The sequence below is a fragment of the Streptomyces sp. NEAU-YJ-81 genome (assembly GCF_017592595.1).
Lineage (GTDB): Bacteria > Actinomycetota > Actinomycetes > Streptomycetales > Streptomycetaceae > Streptomyces > Streptomyces hygroscopicus_B.
Genome location: NZ_JAGFNO010000007.1, coordinates 13,898 through 38,155, shown reverse-complemented (window position 1 = coordinate 38,155; position 24,258 = coordinate 13,898). Strand labels below are relative to the sequence as shown.

16 protein-coding genes and 3 pseudogenes are annotated in these 24,258 nt (G+C 65.7%); 12 read left to right on the top strand and 7 right to left on the bottom strand.

Annotated features, from left to right (window positions below; translation table 11 throughout):
• Positions 1-29: 29 nt before the first annotated feature.
• A complete protein-coding gene (locus tag J5X86_RS18030) occupies positions 30-341 on the bottom strand; it encodes a hypothetical protein (protein WP_208517816.1) in 312 nt (103 codons plus the stop codon).
• Positions 342-1,159: 818 nt separating this feature from the next.
• Between J5X86_RS18030 and J5X86_RS18025 the strand changes: the two genes are divergently transcribed.
• The 7 genes from J5X86_RS18025 to J5X86_RS17995 all read left to right on the top strand — a co-directional run bounded on the left by J5X86_RS18025 (position 1,160) and on the right by J5X86_RS17995 (position 11,577).
• The gene (locus tag J5X86_RS18025; RefSeq protein WP_308124606.1) at positions 1,160-2,257 is read left to right on the top strand and encodes a tyrosine-type recombinase/integrase; all 1,098 of its coding nucleotides are present in this window, start codon (positions 1,160-1,162) and stop codon (positions 2,255-2,257) included.
• Entirely contained in the window at positions 2,217-3,326 is a 1,110-nt protein-coding gene (locus J5X86_RS18020; RefSeq protein WP_243980714.1) for a tyrosine-type recombinase/integrase, read from the top strand. The genes J5X86_RS18025 and J5X86_RS18020 overlap by 41 nt, the downstream gene beginning before the upstream one ends.
• Entirely contained in the window at positions 3,323-5,575 is a 2,253-nt protein-coding gene (locus tag J5X86_RS18015; protein ID WP_308124604.1) for a site-specific integrase, read from the top strand. The genes J5X86_RS18020 and J5X86_RS18015 overlap by 4 nt, the downstream gene beginning before the upstream one ends.
• Positions 5,565-6,008 carry a DUF6262 family protein gene (locus J5X86_RS18010; RefSeq protein ID WP_208517814.1) on the top strand — a complete coding sequence of 148 codons (444 nt, stop codon included), beginning with the start codon at positions 5,565-5,567 and terminating at the stop codon, positions 6,006-6,008. Before J5X86_RS18015 ends, J5X86_RS18010 begins: the two co-directional genes overlap by 11 nt.
• 228 nt (positions 6,009-6,236) lie before the next feature.
• Positions 6,237-6,581 (top strand): helix-turn-helix transcriptional regulator, encoded by a 345-nt coding sequence (locus J5X86_RS18005; RefSeq protein WP_208517813.1) that lies wholly within the window; start codon positions 6,237-6,239, stop codon positions 6,579-6,581.
• Positions 6,582-6,590: 9 nt separating this feature from the next.
• Complete coding sequence (locus tag J5X86_RS18000) at positions 6,591-9,101, top strand: hypothetical protein (RefSeq protein WP_308124603.1); 2,511 nt, start codon at positions 6,591-6,593, stop codon at positions 9,099-9,101.
• Positions 9,102-9,453: 352 nt separating this feature from the next.
• A complete protein-coding gene (locus J5X86_RS17995; protein ID WP_208517812.1) occupies positions 9,454-11,577 on the top strand; it encodes a CHAT domain-containing protein in 2,124 nt (707 codons plus the stop codon).
• On the opposite strand, the pseudogene J5X86_RS17990 reads toward J5X86_RS17995, so the two are convergent.
• Together J5X86_RS17990 and J5X86_RS17985 are read right to left on the bottom strand one after the other, a co-directional pair.
• Positions 11,534-12,399: pseudogene (locus J5X86_RS17990) on the bottom strand (IS5 family transposase). The gene J5X86_RS17995 and the pseudogene J5X86_RS17990 overlap by 44 nt on opposite strands.
• 199 nt (positions 12,400-12,598) lie before the next feature.
• Entirely contained in the window at positions 12,599-14,011 is a 1,413-nt protein-coding gene (locus tag J5X86_RS17985; RefSeq protein WP_208517811.1) for a hypothetical protein, read from the bottom strand.
• Between the two features lie 1,981 nt (positions 14,012-15,992).
• Here J5X86_RS17985 and J5X86_RS17980 point away from each other — a divergent pair.
• Positions 15,993-16,916: a hypothetical protein gene (locus J5X86_RS17980; protein ID WP_208517810.1), complete on the top strand. Its 924-nt coding sequence runs from the start codon at positions 15,993-15,995 to the stop codon at positions 16,914-16,916.
• A 55-nt stretch (positions 16,917-16,971) separates the two neighbouring features.
• Here the strand turns inward: J5X86_RS17980 and J5X86_RS17975 are convergent, their stop codons facing one another.
• From J5X86_RS17975 to J5X86_RS17960, 4 genes are all read right to left on the bottom strand, one after another.
• Complete coding sequence (locus J5X86_RS17975) at positions 16,972-17,319, bottom strand: hypothetical protein (protein ID WP_208517809.1); 348 nt, start codon at positions 17,317-17,319, stop codon at positions 16,972-16,974.
• A 260-nt stretch (positions 17,320-17,579) separates the two neighbouring features.
• Positions 17,580-19,799 carry an NACHT domain-containing NTPase gene (locus tag J5X86_RS17970; RefSeq protein WP_208517808.1) on the bottom strand — a complete coding sequence of 740 codons (2,220 nt, stop codon included), beginning with the start codon at positions 19,797-19,799 and terminating at the stop codon, positions 17,580-17,582.
• 372 nt (positions 19,800-20,171) lie between these two features.
• Entirely contained in the window at positions 20,172-20,984 is an 813-nt protein-coding gene (locus J5X86_RS17965) for a hypothetical protein (protein WP_208517807.1), read from the bottom strand.
• Between the two features lie 745 nt (positions 20,985-21,729).
• On the bottom strand, positions 21,730-22,200 hold the full coding sequence (locus tag J5X86_RS17960) for a DNA/RNA non-specific endonuclease (protein ID WP_308124602.1): 471 nt from the start codon (positions 22,198-22,200) through the stop codon (positions 21,730-21,732).
• A 255-nt stretch (positions 22,201-22,455) separates the two neighbouring features.
• Between J5X86_RS17960 and J5X86_RS17955 the strand changes: the two genes are divergently transcribed.
• The 4 genes and pseudogenes from J5X86_RS17955 to J5X86_RS50715 all read left to right on the top strand — a co-directional run.
• Positions 22,456-22,710: a hypothetical protein gene (locus J5X86_RS17955; protein WP_208518052.1), complete on the top strand. Its 255-nt coding sequence runs from the start codon at positions 22,456-22,458 to the stop codon at positions 22,708-22,710.
• A gap of 108 nt (positions 22,711-22,818) precedes the next feature.
• Positions 22,819-23,460 carry an HNH endonuclease family protein gene (locus tag J5X86_RS17950; RefSeq protein WP_208517806.1) on the top strand — a complete coding sequence of 214 codons (642 nt, stop codon included), beginning with the start codon at positions 22,819-22,821 and terminating at the stop codon, positions 23,458-23,460.
• Between the two features lie 191 nt (positions 23,461-23,651).
• A pseudogene (locus tag J5X86_RS17945) lies at positions 23,652-24,011 on the top strand (hypothetical protein).
• Positions 24,008-24,210: pseudogene (locus tag J5X86_RS50715) on the top strand (hypothetical protein); the annotation flags it as partial. The pseudogenes J5X86_RS17945 and J5X86_RS50715, both read left to right, overlap by 4 nt.
• Between the last annotated feature and the right edge of the window lie 48 nt (positions 24,211-24,258).

Sequence of the window (24,258 nt, the reverse complement as noted above, 5' to 3'; positions counted from 1 at the left end):
TGACGGCCGGACCGGCCAGAACCTCAAGATCAACTACTGGCGGCTTTTGGACTCACCTCGGCGATACCCGTTCGTATGTCGGGGCCGGTGTTCTGTTCCGGATCGGTGATCGGCGTGGGCAACGGGTGCGGCGGCCGGGCGTTCGCGATGCCCTGGTGGGCGCGATGAGAGTGATAGAACTGTTCGAACTCCCGCAGAGCGTAGAGCAGTTGCCGCTGATTCCAGATCAACGTCCGGTCCGGCAGTTCACGTCGGCAGGTTTGCATCCGCCGCTCCATGAGGCCGCGATGCTGGCGCAGCACCGTGACGGGGCGTACCACCAGACGCGGCTCGCGCAGCATCTCCCGTGGCGGCCGATGCAGCAGCGCCGCCGGCTAGGAAGGCCCGGTCGCTTGGAGTGCACCGAACCCTGTCCTTGCCGAGGTGCCGCGCCACCACCATGAGCTGGTGGCGCAGGGTCGGGATCTCCACATCCGTGTCTCGGTCGCTCACCGGCAGCGGACGTAGCATCGCGAACGCGTCCGTCATGCCCAGGTAGGCCAGTTGCAGCAGCACGGTCGATCATGATGACGCGCAGACTGTCGGGCGCGCGAGAGCGCCGACTCGAGCCATCGCGACCGATGCACGCCGCACCCCATGCACTGGCCCCATCAGGGCGGATGGCATTCTCGGCAAGCGCAGTGCCCGGTTGACCTCCACGACTCGTCCGAGACGAGGGATCGCCCGTCGTCCCTCCAACAACTGAGCGCGTACATCCATCACTTGCTCCTTGATCGTGGCCTCTTATGCCGTGACCAACGAGGTGAGGATGGTGCAGTTAACAGAGCAGTCCTTCGCCGCAAGCCAGCGGGCAAATCCCGCCCGCTGGTCGGCAGGGCGGCCGGACAGGTCATGAACCACCTGGTGGGAGCACGCGTGCTCCACGGTCCACTGTGTACGGGACTGCGGGGAATTGCGTTGGATGCGTGATCCAGAGTCGGTTGAGCTGGTGTTCTGCGGCTTCATGCCGAGTACCTCTCTTCGAAGTTGAGGCCAGTGGCCTGGGGTGTTGCGCGTGTGAGTGCATCTGATGCATGATTCGTGCGGCTAACGGAGGGGTGGAGGGATGCCCGGAGCGGGATTGCGGGAGGCTTCAGCGCAACTCGTGCTGCTCCAAGGCGTGTCTCTGCTGCATCCCGAGGACGCGGTCTTCGACGCGATGCTCGAAGGTTGGGGACGGCAGCAGCGCGGCGGGCGACGGCTGCAACCGGACACGATCAGCGACCGGCAGAGCGCGGTGCGGCGCTTCGCCGCGTACACCAACGCGTATCCGTGGCAGTGGTCGGCGTCCGATCTCGACGAGTGGATGACGTACCTGATCGCCGAGTTGAAGCGGGCGGAGTCGACGATCCGCGGGTACCAGGGTGCGATCCGGATGTTCTGTGACTACGTCATCTCGCCGCACTATCAGTGGCCGGCCGAGTGCGAGAGGCGCTTCGGGGTCCACCCGGTGCAGATCTGCCACGAGTGGAACACCGTCGCGCACCTGGTCGACTACGAGGGTGGCGCCCAGCGGCGTCCGATGACGCGGGAGGAGATCCAGCTCTTCCTCGATCACGCCGACGCCCAGGTCGACCGGGCGATCCGGCTGGGGCGCAAGGGAGCGCTCGCGGCCTACCGGGACGCCACCGTGTTCAAGCTGATGTACGGCTGGGGCACGCGCTGCACCGAGACCTCGCGGCTGGACGTCACCGACTTCTACCGCAACCCGAAGGCCCCGGAGCTGGGCAACTTCGGTTCGCTGCACGTGCGTTACGGCAAGCGGACCAAGGGGTCGCCGCCGCGCCGACGCACGACGCTGAGCGTAATGCCGTGGGCGGTGGAAGCGGTCGAGGACTATGTGATCAACGCCCGGCCCCGCTACGCGTCGGCGCCCGAGCAGTCGGCGCTGTGGCTGACCGAACGAGGTGGGCGCCTCCAGGCCCGCGAGATCGAGGAACGGTTCGCGGCCTACCGCGACGCGCTGGGCCTGGACAAGGACCTGGTCCCGCACTGCCTTCGGCACAGCCACGTGACCCACCAGATCGAGGACGGCGCAGACCCGGCCTTCGTTCAGCTTCTCTTGAGTCCTCAGCAGTGTGTCCACGACGTGCAGCACGAGCCTGGGACGGGCGGAGAACTGTGTGGTGGAGATGGTTATCTACCGCCGTCCATCACGCAGTCCCCTGGGGGGTTTGATGCTGGTGCAACGGGTGCTGATGCCCGACTCGCCGCTTGAGTCGTGGACGGTCCTCGGCGACGAGGGCGGCATAGTCGAGCCGATCGAGCGATACCTGGCCTACCTGACCGACATCGAGCGGTCACCGAACACGGTCAAGGCATACGCCCATGATCTGAAGGACTGGTTCGTCTTCCTCGACCGACGTGGTCTGGACTGGCGCGAGGTCCGGCTGGAGGACCTGGGCGAGTTCGTCGCCTGGCTCCGGCTGCCGCCCGCGGGCCGCGACGGTGGTGTCACGTTGCTGCCCTCGGCGGCGCATCACTGCGGGGTGACCACGGTCAACCGGAAGCTGTCCGCGGTCAGCGGTCTGTACGTCTTCCACGCACGCCACGGTGTGGATCTCGGCGATCTCGTCACCGAGCTGCAGCCGGTCCGGGCCCGGCGCACGGGCTGGAAGCCGTTCCTCTATCACCTGGCCGGCGGCCAGCCCGAGCGCCGCCGCACGATCAAGCTGAAGACGCCCCGCACGCATCCGACGCTCCTGACCGCCACCCAGGTCCAGGCGATCCTGGACGCCTGCACCCGGTTGCGGGACCGGTTCCTATTCGCGCTGCTGTGGGAGACCGGGATCCGGATCGGCGAAGCCCTGGGCCTGCGCCACGAGGATCTGGCCGTGGCAGAAGGCGAGTTGACCGTGATGCCGCGGGTCAACGACAACCGGGCTCGGGCCAAGTCCGTCTGTCCGCGCACCGTTCCCGTCGGTCCCGAGATCGTGCGGCTCTACGCCGATTACCTGCACGGTGAGTACGGCGACCTGGACAGCGACTACATGTTCGTCAACCTGTGGGGCGGCTCCTACGGGCGCCCGCTGACCTACGCGTCCGTCTATGACCTGGTGCTGCGGCTGCGGCGCGAAACCGGGTTCGACTTCGACCCGCACTGGTTCCGGCACACCCGAGCCACCTTGCTCCTGCGGCAAGGGTTGCCGATCGAAGTGGTCAGCACTTTGCTCGGACATTCCTCGATCGCCACCACGCATGACATTTACGGCCACTTGTCCGTGGAGGACGCCCGCCGAGCTCTGGAGGCCGCAGGATTCCTTACCGGCCGGGAGGTGCGCTGGTGAGCGAAGCGATGTCTGCCGCTCCGGCCCCCGGCGCCGGGCTGCTCGGCAAACTGATGGCCGCCATCCGGCCGGAGTTCCGCGTGGACGTGTTCATCCCCGCCCCCGGGGAACTGATCTTCGATCTGGGTTCCTGTCGGGTCCCCGGATGTCCGCGCCAGCCCCGCACGCGCCAGCTCTGCAAGGGCCACTACTACCGCTGGCAGCGGCGCGGGAAACCGGACGTCGAAGCGTTTATCGCAGACCCCGGGGCCGACCCGGTCGGCCGGTCGGAACTGACGGCATGCGCCGTCGCCGGATGCCGCTTTGGGGCGGCTCGGCAGGGCTTGTGCGTGCGCCACCACGGCTTTTGGGAGCGAGCGGGCAAGCCCCACAAGAGGACGTGGGTTGCCAGCCTGCCGACTGTCGAGGACAGCGACCGCCGGGTCTGTCGGCTGTCGTTCTGCACCCTGTGGGCCCAGGGGAGGTCGCCGTTCTGCCACAACCACAAGTCCCGTTGGTATGCCGTCGGCAGCCCCGAGATCGAGGAGTTCGTGCGCCGCTGCGAGGCCGCCGGGGACGACCGGTTCGACTTCCGGCCGCTGGAGGGGAAACGGCAGCTGCGGCTGGAGCTGCAATACGCCCTCCAGCGCCGTCACGACGAGCGCCAGGTCAACACCCACAGCTCGGCCGTTGCCCCGGTGATCCGGCTGGTCGCTGCCAGCGGCACCGCGTCGTTGCTGGAGTGGTCGATGGAGCGGTGGAGCGAGTACTACGCCGCCGGACGCGGCTCCAGCCACAGCCAGAATGGTCAGCTGGCCTTCCTTCGGTATGCGTACACGCACCTGGAGGACCTCGTCCACGGCAGCGGCTGGGAGAGCGAGTTCCCGCGCGATGTGTGGGAACTGCGTCGGCTCGGGATCGACGGCACCAGGGCCCGGCTGCGGTTCGACCGCATCGCCCAGCCGTGGCTGCGCGAGCTGGCCAAACGGTTCGTGCGCTGGCGGCTGAGCATCGGCCGCAGCGTTAACCAGGCCGTCGTCGACATCCTGGCCCTCAACCGGTTCTCCGGCTTCCTGGCCGATCCGCGCGTCGCCGCCGATGAGCTCGCCCGCGTGGACCGGACCGTGCTGGAACGCTACCTCGCCGACCTGGCCCTGGACCCGCGATCAACTCATTCCCGCAGCCGGGACATCAGCTCGCTCAATGCTTTCTTCCACGCCCTGCGCCGCCACGGCTGGGACCAGAGCCTCCCAGCGAACGCGACCTACTACCCCGACGACTTCCCCCGCCCCGACAAGCGGCTGCCCCGCGCGCTGGCCGAGCACGTGATGGCCCAGGTCGAACAGCCCGCCAACCTCGACCGCTGGCACACTCCCGACGGCCGGGCGCTGACCTTGATCCTCATGCGCTGCGGACTGCGGGTCGGCGACGCCTGCCACCTGTCCTTCGACTGCATCATCCGGGACGGCGACGGCGCCGCCTACCTGCGCTACCTCAACCGGAAGATGAAACGCGAAGCCCTGGTCCCCATCGATGAGGAGGTCGAAGGCGAGATCGCCGCCCAGCAGCAGCGCGTCCTTGAGCGCTGGCCCGGCGGCAGCCGGTGGCTGTTCCCGGCGCCACGGATGAACCCCGACGGCACACGGCCGCTGACCACGCACTCTTACCGAGGCCAGCTCGATCGCTGGCTGGAGCGGTGTGACGTCCGGGACGAACACGGCCGGCCGGTCCATCTGACACCCCATCAATGGCGCCACACTTTTGGAACCAGGCTGATCAACCGGGACGTCCCGCAGGAAGTCGTACGCGTCCTTCTCGATCACTCTTCCGGCGAGATGACTGCCCACTATGCCCGGCTGCACGACTCCACCGTCCGCCGGCACTGGGAGAAGGCCCGCAAGGTCAACATCAAGGGCGAAAGCGTCACCGTCGATCCCGACGGCCCCCTGGCCGAGGCCACCTGGGCCAAGCAGCGGCTCGGGCGCGTGACCCAGGCCCTGCCCAACGGCTACTGCGGCCTGCCGGTGCAACGGACATGCCCGCATGCCAATGCATGCCTGACCTGCCCGATGTTCGTCACGACCCCCGAATTCCTGCCGCAGCACCGCGAGCAACGCCAGCAGCTGCTGCAGATCGTCTCGGCCGCCGAGGCCCGCGGCCAAGCACGCGTGGTCGAGATGAACCGGCAGGTCCTCGGCAACCTGGAGAAGATCATCACCGGTCTGGAAGACGACCCCGGGCGGCCGGAGGTGACCGCCGATGCGAGCTGACAACAGCCAGCACATCGTCCACGCCGCCCGCCGCCGCAGCGAGTACACCCGCGCCAAGGCCATCCAGGCCCTCCGCACCCTCGACGCGGCGGGCGAGCCCGTCACCTTCGAGACCGTCGCCAAGCAGGCCGGAGTTTCCCGGTCGTGGCTCTATGCCCAGCCAGATCTGCGAGCGGAGATCGAGCGACTACGGGCAGCACACCGCCGGGAACCCAGATCACCGGTTCCCGCACGTCAACGCACATCCGACGCGTCCTTGCTGCGACGCCTCGAAGCCGCCAACGCCCGCATCCAGCGGCTCACCGAGGAGAACCAGCAACTTCGCGACCAACTCGCCCGTGCGCTCGGTGAACAACGCGCCGCGACGACCCGCACCAGCCCACCACGGGCGGGCGCAGGCAATCAAAGGTCGGTAACGATCGGCCCGTGCTGAAAGGCCCCTTCAATGCCCTCATCCGCTACGTCACGGACAACGACCGCGACGCAAACGAACAGGTCAACAGCCTGCCGAGTCAGCGAACTCAAGATAATCCAGGGCCAGGTCGGCCACCGCTACGCCTCCACGACCGCCCTCTACACCGGAGTGAGCGGGGACTTCATGAACACGATGATGCGCAAGGTCTTGGACCAGGCCCTGCAGGGCGGACAGTAGGGAGACGATGTGACGCCGAAACTGGACTACCGCTGGCACTTGCGGGAGGTGATGGCCACCCGTGGCATGTTCTCCACCACCGACCTGCGCCCCCTGCTGGCCGAACGCGGCATCGACCTGTCGCCCAGCCAGACCTACCGCCTGGTGGTGGAACGGCCCGAGCGGCTGAGCCTGAAGACCCTGATGGCCCTGCTCGACATCCTGGGCTGCAGCATGGACGAACTCATCGAGCCCGTCGCGGCGGCCGGTTCGGGGCGCCGTCGCAGTGCCGCGGCCGGCGGCGGAACGGAGGCCGGGAAGGACACCAGGCTTGGCGACTTCCGGCCCAAGCGGGCCCGGATCGTGCCCGAGTAGGCGCCGGTCGTGCCCGAAGGCGAGCTGCCGCGTTCCGCTACCGAGCCCGAGATCGTGATCAGCGAGATCGTCCGGTCGGCCGACTCCGCCTGCGAGCGGATCGACGTCACCGCCGTGCTCCGGACGGTCTTCCGCCAGCGACCCCAACTGCGGACGCTCGCCGACGTCCTCCAGGCCAGGCCGGACCTGCTGACGTCCGGTCGTCCCGAGGGACCACGCGCGATCGAACGGCTCGTCCGGGCGCTGCGCGAGGCCGGCGCCGAAAGGCTGGTGCTGCCCCGCTGCGGCGATTGCGGGCGCGAGCGTCCGCTGACCGGTCTCGGTGACGGCGCACGCATCTGCAGCGCCTGCAGCAACCGCCGCCTCGCGCGGACCAACCCCTGCGTGATCTGCGGAAGCACCACCCTTGCCGGGCGTGACCGCGCCGGTCGGCCCCGCTGCCGGGCCCATCCGCCCTGGGGCTCCACAGACCCAGCCGAGGAACTGGCCAAACTGATCGCCGCCAGACCCTTCGGCATCTCGCCCACGACCGCGCAGCAGGCCATCCGCCAGATCGACCCCACCCGCCCCGGCCAGCTCCGGCTGTTGTGGGCGCTGGAAGACACCCCTGACCTGCTGACCGGACGCGGCGCCGAGGGGCCACCCAAGATCTCCGCCCTGGCCCAGGCGCTGATCGATCGCGGAGCCCAGGGCGTGGTCGTCCCCTCGTGTCCGTTCTGCCAGCGTTCCACCGACCTGAAGGAGCGTCGTGACGGCCTGCGTTGCTGCGGGCCGTGCTGGCGTGACTCCAAGATCGTGACCTGCGCGGCCTGCGGACGCTCGCGACCGATCGGCGGCCGCAGGTTCGACGGCCAGCCGGTATGCGGCACCTGCCGCCAGCACGACCCCTTCAACCACAGGCCCTGCAGTGTCTGCGGCGCGCTTCGCTTGAGGAATTCGCGCACTGACGACGGCGGAGTCTGCGCCGCCTGCCGGGAGATCCCCACCGCCCTCTGCGCGACCTGCGGTGAACTCCGCCCCTGCTACTTCGCCGCCACCAACGCCCCCAAGTGCCTGCCCTGCAGCGCCAAGGAGCGCGAGGAAGCCGTATGCGCCAACTGCGGAAAGCACCGACGCGTCAACAACCGCACCGCCACCGGCAAACCACTGTGCGGAAACTGCGGCAACAAGCCCAAGCCCTGCGGCGGCTGCGGCGGAATCTTCCGCACCAGCGGCCGGACCCCCGAGGGCGAGCCCCTGTGCCAGACCTGCTGGGCCAGGCACCCCGCCGCCCACCGTCCCTGCACCCAGTGCGCCTGCGTCGAACGGCTCTACCGGCATGGACGATGCGCCGCCTGCGCGCGTGCCGCTGACCTGCGTGAAGTACTCAGCCCGCCGGGCGGCCTCATGCGCCCGGAGCTGGAACCGGTCTTCCAGGCGCTGCTGACTCCGCCGCCCCGCACCGTGCTGCACTGGATCCACAAGATTCCCGCACGCCGGGCCGTCCTGAAGGCCCTCGCCGTGGAGAACGGACCCGTCACCCACGAGGTCCTTGACCGCTTCGCCGCCGCACCGACCGTGGAGTACCTGCGCGCCGCACTGGTCGCCGCAGGAGCCCTGCCCGCCCGGGACGAGCAACTGGCCCGACTGGAACGCTGGTTGGCCAAGACCATCGCCCGCGTCACGTCCGCCGAGGAACGCAGGATCCTGCGCAACTACACGAACTGGCAGCCCCTGCGCAGACTCCGCCGCCTGCCCGCCGGGCAACTGGTCACCCACGGCCGGGCCGAGACCGTCCGGGTCGAGATCCGTAACGTGGCCCGCCTGCTGGAATGGCTCCACGATGGCAGCACCACCCTGGCCACCTGCAGCCAGGACCAGATCGACGCCTGGCTCAGCGGCGGCCCCATCACCCGCGCCACGGTCCGCGCATTCCTGCACTGGACCAGCAGACGCGGCCACAGTCGACCACTGACCGCGCCGGTCATCGGCAACTACTTCGCCGCGCGCATCATCGGCAAGGACCAACGCTGGGACCTGGTCCGCCGCCTCGTCCACGACGAGCAACTCCAGGTCGCCGACCGGGCCGCTGGCCTGCTCCTGCTGCTGTTCGCCCAGCCCGTGGGCCGCATCAGCCGCCTCACCACCGAGCACATCGTCGACCGCGGCGACACGCTCACTCTGAAGCTCGGCCGAGTCCCGGTCGAGATCCCCGCACCCCTGGACGACCTGATCCGCCAGCTCGCCGAACGACGGAACGGCCGCGCGGCCACCGTCCCGCTCAGGGAACCGAAGTGGCTGTTCCACAGCACCTACCCCGGACAGCCGATCGACCCGCACACCCTGGGCCGGCGCCTGAAGGCGATCGGCGTCCCGCCCCAGCTCGCGCGCCACGCATCGCTGATGGACATCGCCTCGGAGCTGCCCGCCGTCGTCATCAGCCGACTGCTCGGATTTCACCAGTCCACCGGGGACAACTGGACCCGCGAGAGCCAGGGCTTCGGTGCCGACTACGCCACTGAACTGAGCCGCCGCCGCTGACCGGGTGCGCCGTACGGGGTTCTGGTCTGACTTGGCGAAGGTGCCGATGGTGCTGTGTGGAGCGTCCGCCACGAGTACCTCGCTGGAGTGGATGGCATGCGAGGGACGAGGATGGGTGGCGATGCGGTGTTTGGCGGTGCTGGAGATCGGTGCTATGTAACTGCCACCAGACCTGCTGTCCTTCGTCTCCTAAATCCATGCACACGCGCTTTTGTGGTGACATCCTGAGAACCCTCACAGTTGTACTACAGGGGAAGCGCCGCAAGAGCGGCGCAGCGAGCAGGAACAGCGAACCTGGAGATCGCGAATGAGCTCAGACGGATCACCGACGGACGGGTGGGTGCCACCGCCCATGCCGATGTACGCAGTCGTCTTTGAGGAGGGCGAAGATCTCGATGCAAAGACTTACAGCCCCTTCCTCTACCGTCAGTTAGGTGAAGGCGCTAAGGTCACCATTCCGCATGGGTTGTCACGCGCCGCGTCTGCGGCGTTGCCCGGTTTGTGGTATTGCTTGCACCTGCCCAATACGGTGTTCCAACTGGCTGACATCTCGATCACAGCGCTAAAGATGAGTCAAGAACTTAATCTCGGTCACCAAATCTTGCTGGTCCCTATCGAGATTTTTGACCAAGAGCATTGCGCGGGTTTCATGTCTGGCCTCGATCCGGTGCTGACAGTTTGCCCGGACCACCTCGCAGAGGAGTGTGACAGGCGCGCCGAAGCGCTTGGGTTTTCCTTCCCCTCGATCACTTATTCCGAAATGTCAAATGAAAGCATAAGAAGCCACTGGAAACAAATTCGCGAGCGTTACAGACCCGATGTTGAATATTTGGGACGTGAGCCAGAAATGACACGCCGTCTCGACACTGCTCCTATGGATCTACCTCGTCGCTGGCTTGCCCGCCAAATGAACTGGGACTCTACTGAGACACAGATTAATTCGCTCGATGAACTGGATTCTCTAACGGCGCGGACCTTTCACGAACAGGCGGTTCTTTCTGCTTTTGCGCATCTTGAACGAGAAGGCGCGGACGACGAGCAGGCAGAACAAGATTTCCCTCGCGCATACGCCGAGGCGCGGGTGCGCATACCGGTAACACTGGCCCTGCCAGGAGTCGCTCCTGCATACGCACGCATCGCATACGACACTGAGTTGCGTTCGCGTGCACGACCTCTCTCTCCATTGCATGCAGAGGATACTTGGTCGCCAGATATGCATCTGCGATCGGATGAGCTTACTGAGCGTGCTGCCATCGAATTTGTTACCACGCATCATGCTCTCGCCCAAGGCGGTGTTGGTCTCCTGCTCCCGTCTGTCCCTCCAGAAGCTTTTGTTGTCCTAGCAGAACTGGAGCGACATTTCAGTGGAACCGAAAGCGGAGCAAGCGTCAGGCGGTTACTGGAGCGCCTCAATGAAGCTGCCAAGCCCTTGTGGAGCCAAACAGTCGTCGAGATCATCAGACGCGCCCGTGCGCTCACTGTTTTTACAAACTTCCCAATTGGGCTACTGCGAATGCCCGGTGACACTGCCCCTTTGTCTGCACGAATCCCAATCGCCTACCGCCCAATGATGCCACTCCTCAGGACCGTCCAGGACGAGCTCGGCCCCTCGATCCCCATCGAATTGAACCGTAAAATTCGCGTCTTGGTTGCCGAATGCATCCCGGCACACGATCCTGTTGGGCAAATTTCGCGTATCGGGTGGCGTACTGCACGCGAAAATGTGGAGGTTGAGGCAAGCGGCACCACCATGAAAATCGTGGAGACTTTGAGTCTTGATCAGCTACGCCGCGCTGTAGCTGATGAGGCGCCGCACTTCCTGGTCATCAGTGCTCACGGTACGCTGGGCAAGAACAGCGCCGGACTCGTAATCGGGGAAGAAATCTGCATTGAACTTGGACTGGAAAGGCCGCCTCCAGTCGTCATCCTCAGCGCCTGCCATGTTGCCCCGCGTGGCAGGGGCGCCGTCAGCATCACCGATCTTTTGCTACGCGAAGGCGTAAGAGCCGTACTTGGCACCCAAGTACCCGTTGACGTACGGCGAAACGCGATCCTAATGGCACGCTTCTTCGTTAACATCACAGCGGCATTTCAGCAAGGCGCAGAACATGCCACACTGCTGGAGGTCTGGCACTGGGTACAGGCATCGAATGCGGTTAACGACATACTTGGTCCAGGAAATCAGTCCTTGAACGCCTGGAGTCGCAGCATAACCTCTAGTGGCAATACAGTCCTCACTGAGTTTATGTCCAACCGATCGGCAAGGAGGCTCCGTCTGCATCATATTTACGAGGACACTGAGACAATACTTGGCGAGATTGCAGACGACCAAGGCCAAGGAGCTCGCGTGCGAAACTGGTTTCGCAAACCAGGATATGTTCCAGAGTCCCTCTTCTATCTATTTGCAGGGAAGCCGGATCGCATCTTTATCTCTAACTTGCTCGACAGAACGGAGAAAGAATCTGGCCTCCCTTAGAGAGTTTCTCATGTGGTGAGTTCGCGAGCTTCTTGTAGCAGGTTAGGGCGGCGGCCAGGCCGAGGAAGGCGAGAAAGTGGGAGCCCTTTCGGTCGTATCGGACGGTGAGGCGTCGGTAGCCGAATAGCCAGGCGATCGACCTCTCGATCTTCCAGCGGTGCCGGCCGAGTCGTTCGCCGGATTCGATTCCCGGCCGGGCGATGCACGGGACCAGTCCCAGTTCACGCAGTCAGGAGGGGGGTCGGCGGAGAAGTACGCTTTATCGGCGCGGAGTTTGACCGGGCGGCGCCGACGGGGTCCGCGCCGGGACCGGATGGCGGGTATGCCGCGGATCAGTGGTTTGAGGGCGAGGCTGTCGTGGGTGTTCGCGCCGGAGACGGCAACGGCGAGCGGGATGCCCTAGGACTCGGACAGCACGTGCAGCTTGCTGCCCTTCTTGCCGCGATCGACCGGGTTCGGCCCGGTCAGCGCCCCCTCTTTTCGCCCGCACCGATGCGCCATCCACGATCGCCGAGGTGAGCCGATCTCGCCCCGGGCGCCGAGCTCGTCCAGGACCGCCCGGTGCAACCGACGCCACAGCCCCGCCTCGGTCCACGCGGTGAACCGGCGGTCCGCCGTCGTGGGCGACACCCCGAACGTATCCGGCAGATACCGCCAGGCGCACCCGCTGGTCAGCACGTACACCACCGCCGTGAGCACGGCACGCTCGTCCAGCGGCGCGGTCCCGCCGCCCTGCGGACGGGAGTTGAACGACGGCAGCAACGGGGCGGCCAGTTCCCACAGACCGTCAGGAACCAGCCGCTGCGACAGATCGGCACTCACGAAGAGACATCATGCCGCAGCTGACGACATCACCACGTGAGACAACCTCTTACCTTCACGGCAGCAACGTGTGGGGAGTAAGCGCCGTCGTACGGCCAAGGATTCCTCAACTTCCGATAGCCGGGGTTACCAATAACCTACTGGACAAAAACCTGCAGGGGCGCCCTCGGCTGATGTCAAGCCAGCGATGGTCGCGAGATCAGACGGTCAGTGCCCTTACTTCCTTGTCCACAGATTCGGCAGTAGGCGTCAGGTCCCCATCGAGCGAGTCCAGAATCAGTCCAAGGGCAGCCTGCGGGTAATACTCACGCCCGTGCAGTGGCCGGTGACCTGCACTCTTAAGGCGCGCCAGCATCCCCTTTTCCGCCTCTCGGGCGATCCCTGCGGGAAGCCCGGTGAAGAGTCGGTGGCGGGTGGTGTAGCCGTCGCGGGCGTGCCTCGACAGCCGAACCTCCCCGGTCCCGTTGCTAATACCGAATTTAACTCCCGGTTTTCCGGTTTCCAGGTCCGTGCCTGTTACAACGTAAAACACGTCTTTGGGCTTGGTGGCCCGAGCTTGGGCCACCCTCGCTTTCCGTCCCGTAGTAGCGGCAGCGCGCGCTTCTCGCGCACGGGCCGCAGCCTCGTGCTCTTTCTTTATCTTTCGCAGGGCAGCGTCCCTTTTGGCCTGCTCAGCAGCCTCACGCTCAAGACGAAGAGAAGGTTCGCGCGCTTCAGCATAATTCCGCTCGGTCGCGTGTACACGCATCACGTGCATGTAGGCACGGAAGCGGTCGTAGTCGACCCCGGGCTCGAACCGCACGATCGCCTCGGCGATGTGGGCCTCTTCCAATGTGTACTCACCGTCCTGGTGCCGGCCGTCATTCCGGCTCGCGAAGACGACGTCCCAGAGTCTCGATGTCTCGACGCCTCGCAGGCCGGTCAGGTGATAGTTGACTTGGATGAGATACCTGCCGACGGGGTCGTCCCAGAACGGGTCGTAGATGTCAGGGCCGGGTATTCGATGGTCAGCGCTCGACGGAACGGCGCCACGGACGGCCGCTAGACGGTGACGTGAAGCGGCGTAAGTGTCTACGCCGGCCTCGCGCGCGGCGGAGCGTAGGGCAGTTACGGCCCGTGTCAGAGCGGCGCCCGCAGCAGCGACCATCTCCATACACGCGATCACTTCGGCTGATTCACCGACTTCACTCGCGCGCGCCTCAACTGCAGCCGGGTCTGGCCGTGGCACCGTTGCTGGGACGATCGGCGCCACACCCGCAAGCGCGGCTAGCAGGTGATCGGCGTCTGCCCACGGGACCGTAATGTGCACGAATCCTGACGCACCGTCTGGTGCAATACCGGAGTTTGGATCACCGCTGTACTTGGCGTGCTCCCCCTGACAGGCCAGGTCGACACCAACCCGCTCGCCAAGCAGCCGGATTCCCCGAACCGCTCCCTCGACCCAAGTTTTGCGGACGTTCATAGGCGCGCGACCGTAGCGGTCCAGGTCTCCTTGATACGGCGGGGCAGAAACCTCAATGAGCACCCCTTCATCGCCTCGGGCACGAAACGCCTTCGCGTCGGGAGCACCCCCCTCCCGAAGAACCGTCTCAAGGCCCAGCGCAAGCCTCAACTTCTCATCGTCCGTGTACCGAGACCACCTGCGGACCCCCACGTTGGCTCCCCTCCCCGTGACCGCGTCGCTCCACCGAGACTGGGACTCTATGCCGCGCCGCTGACATTTCCCGACGAGTGACCGTTCCCGGCCCTGATCGAGCGCAACGAGACCGTGCGCATCGCCAAGATGCGTGCACCGCCGAGCACCCTTGGCATCGGACACGGCGGGTGGGGGGCCGAGCATTCCGCACCTTGGAACATCTCGGCGTACCAGCAACTCCCGGGGATGACGTGCTCGTTCATGAGATCTGCCGATCCGTATCGACCCAGTCGTCTACGAGATTCAGAATGGTTCCCAACGCGGTTATGTGGAAGTACTCGCGTCCCCGGACGGGTATTTCTCCAGTGCCACGCATTGCGGCTAGACAGACGTTCTCCAGCTCGCGCACTTTGGAATTTCCTTCGATCAAACGAACGATCTGGTCAAGTCCGTGACGCTTATGGTGAGACAGGCGTAGACGTGGATCTCCGGAAGTGATGCCGAACTTGACGATCTCGCTTACGTCATCCGTGACGACGTAGAAGACGTCCCATACCTTCCCTGCGCAGATGCGGCATATGCCGCACCCTGCTCGCACGTTAGACGGGGTGGGTGTTCCCAAATGCCCATTGATGCACCGCACGCGATGCGGCGCGTGATTACCGAGCCACTTCGGCTCAAGGACCGTGCCTCCAAGCTTGTCAACCCTTGCGCGGAAGGCTGTTTCGGCGGTATTTGGGTCCTTTCCGGCGCAGACTCGGCAGATCCCCTGGCCTCGTTGGACAGCTGACGGGTACGGAAAACTCACGTGGCCCTGACCGCATCGGATTCGATGCGGCGTACCCGCTCCTAGCCACCGTGGCTCAAGAACGACGCCTCCCAACTCCGCGATGCGTGCCCTGAACCTCGCTTCTACAACCTTTGGTTCCCTGCCGGTGCAGGTTTGGCAGATGTCTGTGCCAAGTCGCAGCAGGCCCGGTCTGGGAAGGCATTCATGTCCGTTGGAGCAGCGAACCCGGTGCGGCTCGCCTGAGCCTAGGTAAATCGGCTCAAGGAGGGTTGCACCTAATCGTGCAAGAGCGCCCCGGAATGCTTCTTCGGCCACTTGCTTATTGTTTCTAGCGCATGTGGAGCAGATTCCCTCACCTTGCTGTACATGGGCCGGTCGCGGTGCGCATTCGTGCCCCTCGACACAACGAGCTCGGTGAGGCTCGTGGTTGCCAAGCCAACTCTCCTCAAGCACGATCCCGCCAAGTTCAGCCACCCGTGCCCGGAAAGCTGTCTCGGCCGCCTGGGAACGCGCCTGGTTGCTGCAGGTGCGGCAGATGCCCTTGCCAGCCAGGACATTGGTCGGATAGGTCGTGTGCTCGTGTCCCGCCTTGCATCTCACTCGGTGAGGCTTCCGAGTGCCGAGCCACTCGGTTTCGATAACCTTGCCGCCCAGGTCGGCCACACGCGCTCGGAAGAGGGCATTGGCCCGCATGGAGCTCGCCCTCGACGCGCTCATGATCCAGTTTCCCGGTGAGAAGCCAGGATGCAGCCCGCCCAGGAGGAGGGGCCTGTCGTCTGATTTTCGGCAAGGTGATGCTGGCCTACCGGAATGGCTGCTGGCGTCACGCGGCCGGTCGTATCTCCACACCTACATTGCTTCATGACGGGCGATGGTTCCAGAGACCACTGACATCCGAGACTCAGACCGAACTCTCGTCAGCCCTAGACACAGCGCCGAACAGCAACTGCGCAGGCAGGGGGCATTCCGCAAGCTGGAACAGCCCGCTGTACCAGCAACTGCGGCCTGGTTCTCCTGCCCGAACACGGTCCAGACCGCGAGAACGGCTGCCGTTGCGACCTCGACCTGCTCGGCGCTGGGGCAGGAGCGGACATGTCGCCGGTGGCACTACTGAGCGCCACCAAAATTCCGACAATGGGTTTGCTCTAGCCGCCTAGTGTCCTGGCCATGGACTCTGAACGGCTCAAGCTCTCTTCGCGCAAATGGATGATCGCGGCCTTCGCCGCGCTCGCCGAAGGCCCGTCGTCTCATGACCTGGCGGTCCACCACGCCGGGATCGCTGCCGAGCACCTCCTCAAGTCATACCTGGCCAGCCTCCACCCGGCTCTCGTAGTGGAGGGCAAGGATTTCAACTCCTTGCTCCACGCGACGGGTCACGGGGCACACGCTTCGGTTCCCGCGGAGCAGGTCAAGACCATCGGCTTGGCCGAAGCCCATGCCCGAGCGCAGAAGATCTTGCGGAAGAAGATGCCGGTCGATCAGCGGGCGCTTGGACCGCTAGCCAATGCTCGTAACGGCGTCGCACACAGTGGCATGTACGACCGGTCAGAGGTCAATGCCGTCTTCACCACGTGTCTCCGGCTGATCGACCCCTTGCTCGTCGAGCTCAAGATCGACACTTCCTACTGGGGCCGTTACGAGTCCCTGCACGACCGGCTTCTCGAAGAGAACGTGGAAGCTGTCCGTGTCCGGCTGGAGAGCAAACTTGCTCGGGCCAAGGATGTCTTCTCTGAACGTTACGGCCACTTGCCCCAGAAGGAACGCGAGCTCGTCCTCGGCACGATTGCACGAGTCTCTTCTCCCGGCTACATCGAACACGACGAGCCCGCAACCTGCCCGGCATGCGACTCGCAGGGCTGGCTTAGTGGTGACACGCACGTGGACGAGGATGAGTGGGCGGTCATGTTCACCCCGTTCGTCTTCACCTGCCCAGCCTGCGACCTGCGTGTCGAGCACGAGGAACTTGAAGAGCTGGGGGGGCTTGCGGAGGAGGTCAAGCTGGATGAGCCACCAACCGACTTCTACGCGGACTGGGAGCCAAGTGAAGTCCGTGGATCTTCATGGGATGGAGGACCATTCCACAACTTCTGATAGCCGGACTTACCAACAACGGCCATAAATGGATCTCCTCAAAAGGGTTAAAATGTTAAGGGGGTTGCGCCTTGATCAGGGCGTCTTGTGCCGGCCTCGGATCGGGCGGCGGTGACGGCGAGCGCGACGGCGGGGCTGTACTCGGAGGCGAGCGCGGCCACGAGCAGGGGGCCGAGATGTACAGCAGGCCCTGTGTGCCGGTGTCGAGCGCGAGGGCGGCGTGCCGCAGCCTGGGATCGGGCAGCACGCTCGACCACAGCGCCCGGAGCCCGGCCTCCAGGGGCGGCGTGGTCGGGCCGCCGGTGACGACGATGGCCGTGGCGAGGCCCGGTCCGTCGTACAGTCCGGCCCCGGGCAGGGCCACCAGGAGGGCCGAGTTGAGCAGGGCGGCCGGAAGGTGCATTCGCGCTCTGGCCGTGGCGGTCCATGAGGCGTCCCTTGACCGGCTGGGCCAGCGTGGACGACAGCCCGTACAGGGCGCTGAGCAGCCCGCCGAAGGCGATGCTGCTGCCGCTCGTGGTGGCCCACAGAAGGATGGCGACGGGCGCCTTCCCTGTCAAGTAGATGTGTTCAGACCTGGCGGGGAGGCAGGCGAGAGCGTCAACGTAGCTGGGTCGCTTGGGGATGAAGGCTTGCGCCCGGTTCCCGAGCTATCGGCTTGGCTCAGTGCCTGGCGGCCAGTCGGCGCTGCAGTTCTGCGTGGCGAAACTGGTAGACGGCTCCCACTTGACGTAGAACACCTCGTTGTTCATGGGCGTCGGCCAGGAAGCTCATGAGTCGCCATGGCAGTTGGCCGCGCAAGGCCAGCCAGCACCGCACGATGCCGAAGACCCCCCAGGCGGCCTGGGCAAGCCCCAGCGCGAGGCCGGAAACAAGTCCCATCCAGATACCCGGAACGATCCCGGCTGTGAGCAACACAGCAGAGCTCGTAGGCAGTCGCTTCTCCGTGGTGACCGCCAGCCCAGTGACCAATTCGACAATCATCCCAATTGCCAGGGCCGTGGCCAGGGCGATGACCGCGAAGGTGCGGAAATCCCGGTTCAATACCGAGTTCGGATCACCTGCTGCTGTCAGATTCGTCGGCGCCCCTGTGAGCCCTGCGATGAGTGTGCAGACGGCGCCGGTGACGAGGCCGACGACAATGCCTGCGGAGAGTCCGGCGACGATCGCGGCCGCCAAGCCAAGCGCCAGACCGACCGCCAGTCCACCACCGGCGCCGACAGGGGACCAGTGCAGTCGCTGCGCTGGCTCGCTGCGCCCTGCGAGCACAGCGGTGAGCCCGGCTGCCAGGCCGATTCCGACACCGTTGACGATTCCCGAGGGGGCCCCCGGACCAAGTCCGGACATGAGGCCAGCCGCCGTCCCTCCGACGAAACCGCCGGCCACGCTGCCTCTTGGTCCACTCGCGGGACCGACCGCGAGCCCTACTCCAAGTCCGGCCGCGATTCCACCCGCAGGTCCGACGGCGAGGCCGATGCCGATCTGGCTCGCCAGCCCTGCCACCAGCCCGCCAGCGAGTCCGCCCGCCAAACCACCTGCCAGGCCGCTCAAGGGTCCGCGACCTGGCGCACTCACCCTCCGGACCGCAAGCCCAACGCCGAAGCCCAGGAGGATGCCCGTGCCCAGCCCCGCACCGAACCCGATCCCGATCCCTGCCCCAAACCCGGCAACGAGTCCGCCCACCAAGCCGCTCGCGAGACCGAACACAAGGCCGACGAAAGGTGCCGGGGTGGCGTATCGCAGCTGCCACCAGGCCAGGTCAGTCGTTCCCCGCAGGCGGTGTTCCAGATGGGTGCCTAAGAAGGTCAACCAGCGTTGCGCGTCCTCCGCCCGCCAACGGCAGCGCTTCCTGGGATCGGGGTGCGGTCGGTACGCCGCCGGGATGAAGGCATCAAAGAGATGCCTCTCGATCTCTATGGAGGTGCGGAAACGCTCTCGGTCGCATAACTCGACCGGGTCAGGCAACAATCCGCTGTGTTCGCCGGGCCGGGGGTTGTAGATGATGCGGGCCAGAAAGAGCATCAACGGTGTACTGAGGGCCCGGGCGATTGGGGTTTCGCCACGACGCAGTCGCTCAAGCACTGGGGTCCAGCGCGCCGCCGCGGCGGTCATTTCACCGCCGGAATCTCTCCTGAGATATGCAGCGGAAATTTCGGGATCTAGCGGTCGCAGTTCGACTCCCGCCGCCCCGACGAGCCTTGAGGGGATGGAGTTATTGGGGGAAAGCGCCTCACGATACTCCCGGACCCTGCTGGACAGGACCACCCCTTGCCCCAATGGCAGTGCCGCATTGATCCGGTCCAAGGCCGCCGTACGAACGACTGAAGGGATTTCGTCGAAGCCGTCCAGCACCGGAAGAATCAGCCTCTGGGCCAGCAGCGCCTGAGCACAGTTCATCTGTTCTAAGGAGCCGGGGGCCGGTTTCCTCAGTCCCTCGTAGTCTTGGACGAGTTGCTCGCTCAGCCAATCATCCAAATGCTGCTTGGCCGGATTCCAGGAAGACAAGGAGAACAGGACGGGGACAGCACTTCCAGGCGACCGCTGCTCGATCAGTGTCAGCAGCATACGCATCAAGAGCACGGTTTTACCTGAACCCGGGGCACCGAGAACCACCAACCGGCCGGTGGGAACCTTCCGCAGCAGAACCTCGGCGATCTCCGCATCTGTTCCTGCTAGTTCTCCAGGGCCTGCAGCCCATCCAGCCCGATCGGATAGCAGCGTGCTTGGCCAACTGATCGCAGTCGATTTCAGCCGTGCCCAGTCCTCCACTAAGTCTGCATGCGCCGGATCCCAGGACACCGGCAGCGGATATGGATCGTTTAGCCGACGTACGCGTGCCTCGGCCTCCCATTGACCTCGCACGGCGGCGGCCAGATGATCCACGACCTTTCCCAGCTCCCCGCCTGCGGCGGCCTCGGAACGGTCGGATCGGAACGCCACCCAAGCGAGGTACGTGCTGGCCAGCGTCGGCAAGAGGGATACTGCTGTCGCCTTAGCTCCCAGTCCAGCCTCATGGGCGAGCGCCGGCGCACCGGACACCCCCACCAGCGCCAATGACAGGTAGATCAGACCAGCACGCCGCGTTCGCACAGCCGAAACCCCAATCCCCCGCGATTGAACTCACCGTTCCCCCGCCAGAATCCGTCACCGCTCGCCCGCGTTCACACGGTGCTGTCGGGCCGACAAAGAAGAGTGACACAGGCACACTTACGACGTGAAGGGGACGTGGGCCCATCCCACTCAGAGAGGCGCCAGTCAGACAGTCCCGGTTCCAGCCCCTGCACCGCTGTCCTCTGCCGCATCACCTGTCTCGCCCTCTGGGTCCCAGGTGAGGCCGTGGCCCCGGCGATGGAGGAGCACCAGTTCGACCGCACTGAGGACGATGACCACAGCGAGGCCGGTGAGGGCTAGGGGGTCCTTAAGGTTCTCAGGGGTGGCGATGACCCCACCAACGAACCGGTCGGCGACCACCGCCGCCCCCGCTACGAACGGGGCGGCCAGCGATGGCAAGGCCGGGTGAGCGTTGGCCGCGTTGAAGACGGTACCGCTGACGCTGAACGGGACGAGCAGCAGAAACGCCCCGGCTGGCAGCAACACGATGCCGAAACTCACGACACGGATGAAGCCGTTCTCGTACTCCTCAACGGCCTCCATGACCCAGGCGAGGAATGCGGTGGTGGCAAGGAGGAGCAGCATCACCGCGAGAGGCCCGGGGATCTTGGAGCTGTCGGTCCGTACAACAACGAGCCGCCGGAGGCGGGCCCTTCGGGCACCGAGGCGCCCGACTGCCACGTAGACCGCGCCCAGTACCAGCAAGACGACGGTGGCGACGGCGCCCATCACGAGGTACTTGCCGATGATGCCGTCCGCAAAAGAGAGACCGTCGGTGGCAAAGCCGAACCGATGGGCGAGGGTCAGCACCACCCCGGCGGTGACGAGGGAACGGGCCAGGGCGAACTTAGACAAGGAGGTGCGGAGGAAGAGCAGGATAAGACCGGTCCCGACCACGGCCCAGGTTCCCACCATCTGCACCAGCCAGACCACCATGGCCCACAGGAAATCGAGCATGCGTCTCTTCACTCTCCGGACGGGCCCTGAAGGCTTCCGAGGACCTCCTGAGCCAGGCAGAGGCTTCCAGCAGCTCCGCCTGGATCGACTTCTATCACCATGCCCGCCTCTCCGCGGACGCCGCCGGAATCTTCCTCGACCTAAGAACCCCAAAGCGGCCCTCGCGTGGAACCAGCAGGCCGCCGCCATGCCATCCGGGGTCTCCAGCCTGCAACCTCGACCTGGGTAAGCGGTCCGTCGATATCCTCGCCCGCGTCCAGTCCTCCCGGGCCAAGGACTACGTCCGCGAGTTCCTTGGCCCGCGGCGGCGCGAGCCGGCCGTCCGCGAGTTCATCCACGCACCCGCACCGAACTCGGCCGCGCCGCCTGAGCACGATTCCCCGTACTTCCCCCTTCATCGAGAGGGAAGTACGGCTGAACGTCCTCAGTCGCGTACGACTCCGTCGTGCGCCATCACGTACGGATCTATGTGCTCAGATGTCTGTTCGAGCTGGGGCGGCCTCGCAGATCGGCGCCGTCATCTGGTGGTGGGGCGGAACGGGATCACGTTGTCGGGGGCCGGGACGGGGTTGCCGGCAAACACTGTTCCTGGGTGAGGACGGCGCTGGCGAGGGTCAGATTGGTCACCAGCCAGCGGAGCTCTTCGAGCTCCTGGTTCTGGTTGCTGATCCTGAGCTTGGCGACCGTTTCCCGGAGCCGCTTCTCGGGTTCCGGGACCTGCTGTGTTTCCTTGCGGACGCGTCCGTCAGCTTGCGATCGAAGTTTTCGGCGTGATCGAGCAGCAGTTCTCCAGTTCCTGCCAGAGTTGCCTGCCCTGGTTGAAGATGTCCATCTGCGGAGCGGCGTTCGTGTAGTGGAAGGTGTCGCTGTCCGCTGTGGAGGCTTCAGTGCCCCATACCGGGTCAAGTCTGCGGACCAGGTGGCCTTTGTCCAGGGGGTTGTCCTTGTAGACGGGGTGGCCGGCCTGCTGGGCTTCGGGAAGGCCAGGGTCGAAGCGCCAGTCGTCATTGCGTGGCACATCGATGAGGTTCGCGCCGTCGATCGTGACGGCGGTTGCCGCGGCCAGTCGCCGATCCAGGCGGAAGACGACGCTGAAGTTGGTGTACGGGAGGATCACCGTTTCGACGCCCGGATCGGCAGGCACGGGCAGCGGTACAACCGTTCCTAGGAAGCGGTCGTTGTAGCCCTTGCGGTTCGCCAGGGATTCGCGGCTCACGGTCTCAGCGTTCGGCGGGGGATCGGGGTGAGTGGCCATGCCGCTCTACGTACCGCACCGCCCGGGCTCGCACGGGGACGCGCCCTGTCACCTCACCTGAATGGCTGAGGAGCGGCTTCGACCTGGAATGAGCCACGCCACTTCAACAGCGTCGAATGGTTCGCCCGCGCGAACGACATGTGCCGCGCGTTCTCCGGTCTGCGCGCACAGGCCGGTCCCGGCGGCCAGAAGTCCGTCGACACTGCCCTGTCCCTGATGGGCACGCGGCTGGGGCTGGACACGGACGCGTGGCCGACCGGCTGGTCCGAGGGCGGCTCTGAAGCTGGCGTGATCAGGCGTAACTTCATGGCCGACTCCGCTTCGGACAAAACGCTGGCGCTGTTCGCGAGGGTCTTCAAGCTGGCGGACGCAAGATTCGTGTCTGCCGACACCACCAGTGCCCCGGTCGCCAACACGGTCGCGGTCCTGGAGGAGGCCGGCCTCCGGTACTGGGCACACAGCACCCGTTGACTGTTTGTTATCAGTTCTTCACCTTCGGCGCTCTACTCGCATAGATTCCCTCGGGCCAGGATGGGGGCGCTTCTTCACCTCACCCTTCGGCTCAGGAGTCGATACGCCATGCGCAAGAACGCTCGCCGTAGCATCCTCGCCGGCTTTGTGGCCTCCGCGACCGCCGCTCTCGCCTTCCTCGGCACCACTCCTGCCCAGGCCGCACTGCCGACGCCGGTCAGCGCTGCCACCGCCCGCTCCTACCTGGCCTCCCTCACCGTCGCAACCGAGCACTCCAGAACCGGCTACAGCCGGGACCTGTTCCCGCACTGGATCACCATCAGCGGCGCCTGCAACACCCGCGAGACCGTCCTCAAGCGCGACGGCTCCGGCGTCGTCACCGACTCCTCCTGCGCTGCCACCAGCGGCAGCTGGTACTCCCCCTACGACGGCGCCACCTGGTCCGCCGCCTCGGATGTGGATATCGACCACCTCATCCCGCTCGCCGAGGCATGGGACTCCGGCGCCTGGAACTGGACCACCTCCAAGCGGCAGGCCCTCGCCAACGACCTCACCCGCCCGCAGCTGCTCGCCGTCACTGACAACGTCAACCAGTCCAAGGGCGACCAGGACCCCGGTACTTGGTGGCCCTCCCGCACCGCCTACAGGTGCACCTACGCCCGCGCCTGGGTCCAGGTGAAGCACTACTATGGCCTCAGTGTCGACTCCGCCGAGAAGAACTCCCTGTCCTCCGTTCTCAACGGCTGCTGACCCGCCGCCCGAGCGGCACCCCAACCCGGTTCGCAAGTCCGCAATCCGCCTCGCCCGGCGCAGCCGGCCGAGGCGGATTGCCGCCTGTGCGCTGTCCATCTGTCGCCGCTGTCGCCCTGTCCGTCGCCGGCGTTCTCGCCGGGGCGAAGCTCGGGTCGCCTTGCATCGCTCATACTGAGTGCATGTCCGTTATGCCTGCCGCTGAGCCCTCGCCGTCCGCTGGCGAGGCGCTGCGGCAGCGCTACACGCGAAGGCTTCCCGGCGCGCTCGGTGAGGCTGGCCGGGCCGGCACATGGCTCTGTCCGGTTGCCGTTGCATGTGGCGTGGTCGGGTCTGACGCGGTTCGATCTTGACCGGCCGCGGTCGCGGATGAGCTGTACCGCACGGTGCTGGCCGAAGGGCAGCACGATGACCTGATCGCCTTGCTGAACCGGATTCTCTTGGTCGACCAGTGGCCCGTCCTGCGCACGCTGATCAGCCGCACTGTCCGTGACGTATGGGAAGAGGCTTTCTTCGAGCTGGCTTCGGCTCGCCCGGCAGCCGCGGCGTGAACCTCAGCAATCTCCACCGCCGGCTCCTCTCCGACCTCCTGGCCACCGGCACCCCCTACCCCCTGGTCATCACCGGCGGGTACGCCGTCCAGGCGCACGGCCTGGTCGACCGGCTCAGCCAGGACTCAACGTCGCCACAGAGAACCCCGCGCCCATGGAGGAGATCACCCGCACCCTCACCGCCGGGCTGACCGAGCGGTACCTGGCTTCGTTCACTTCCCCAGCGTTTGTCTGTCGGTTTGGACGG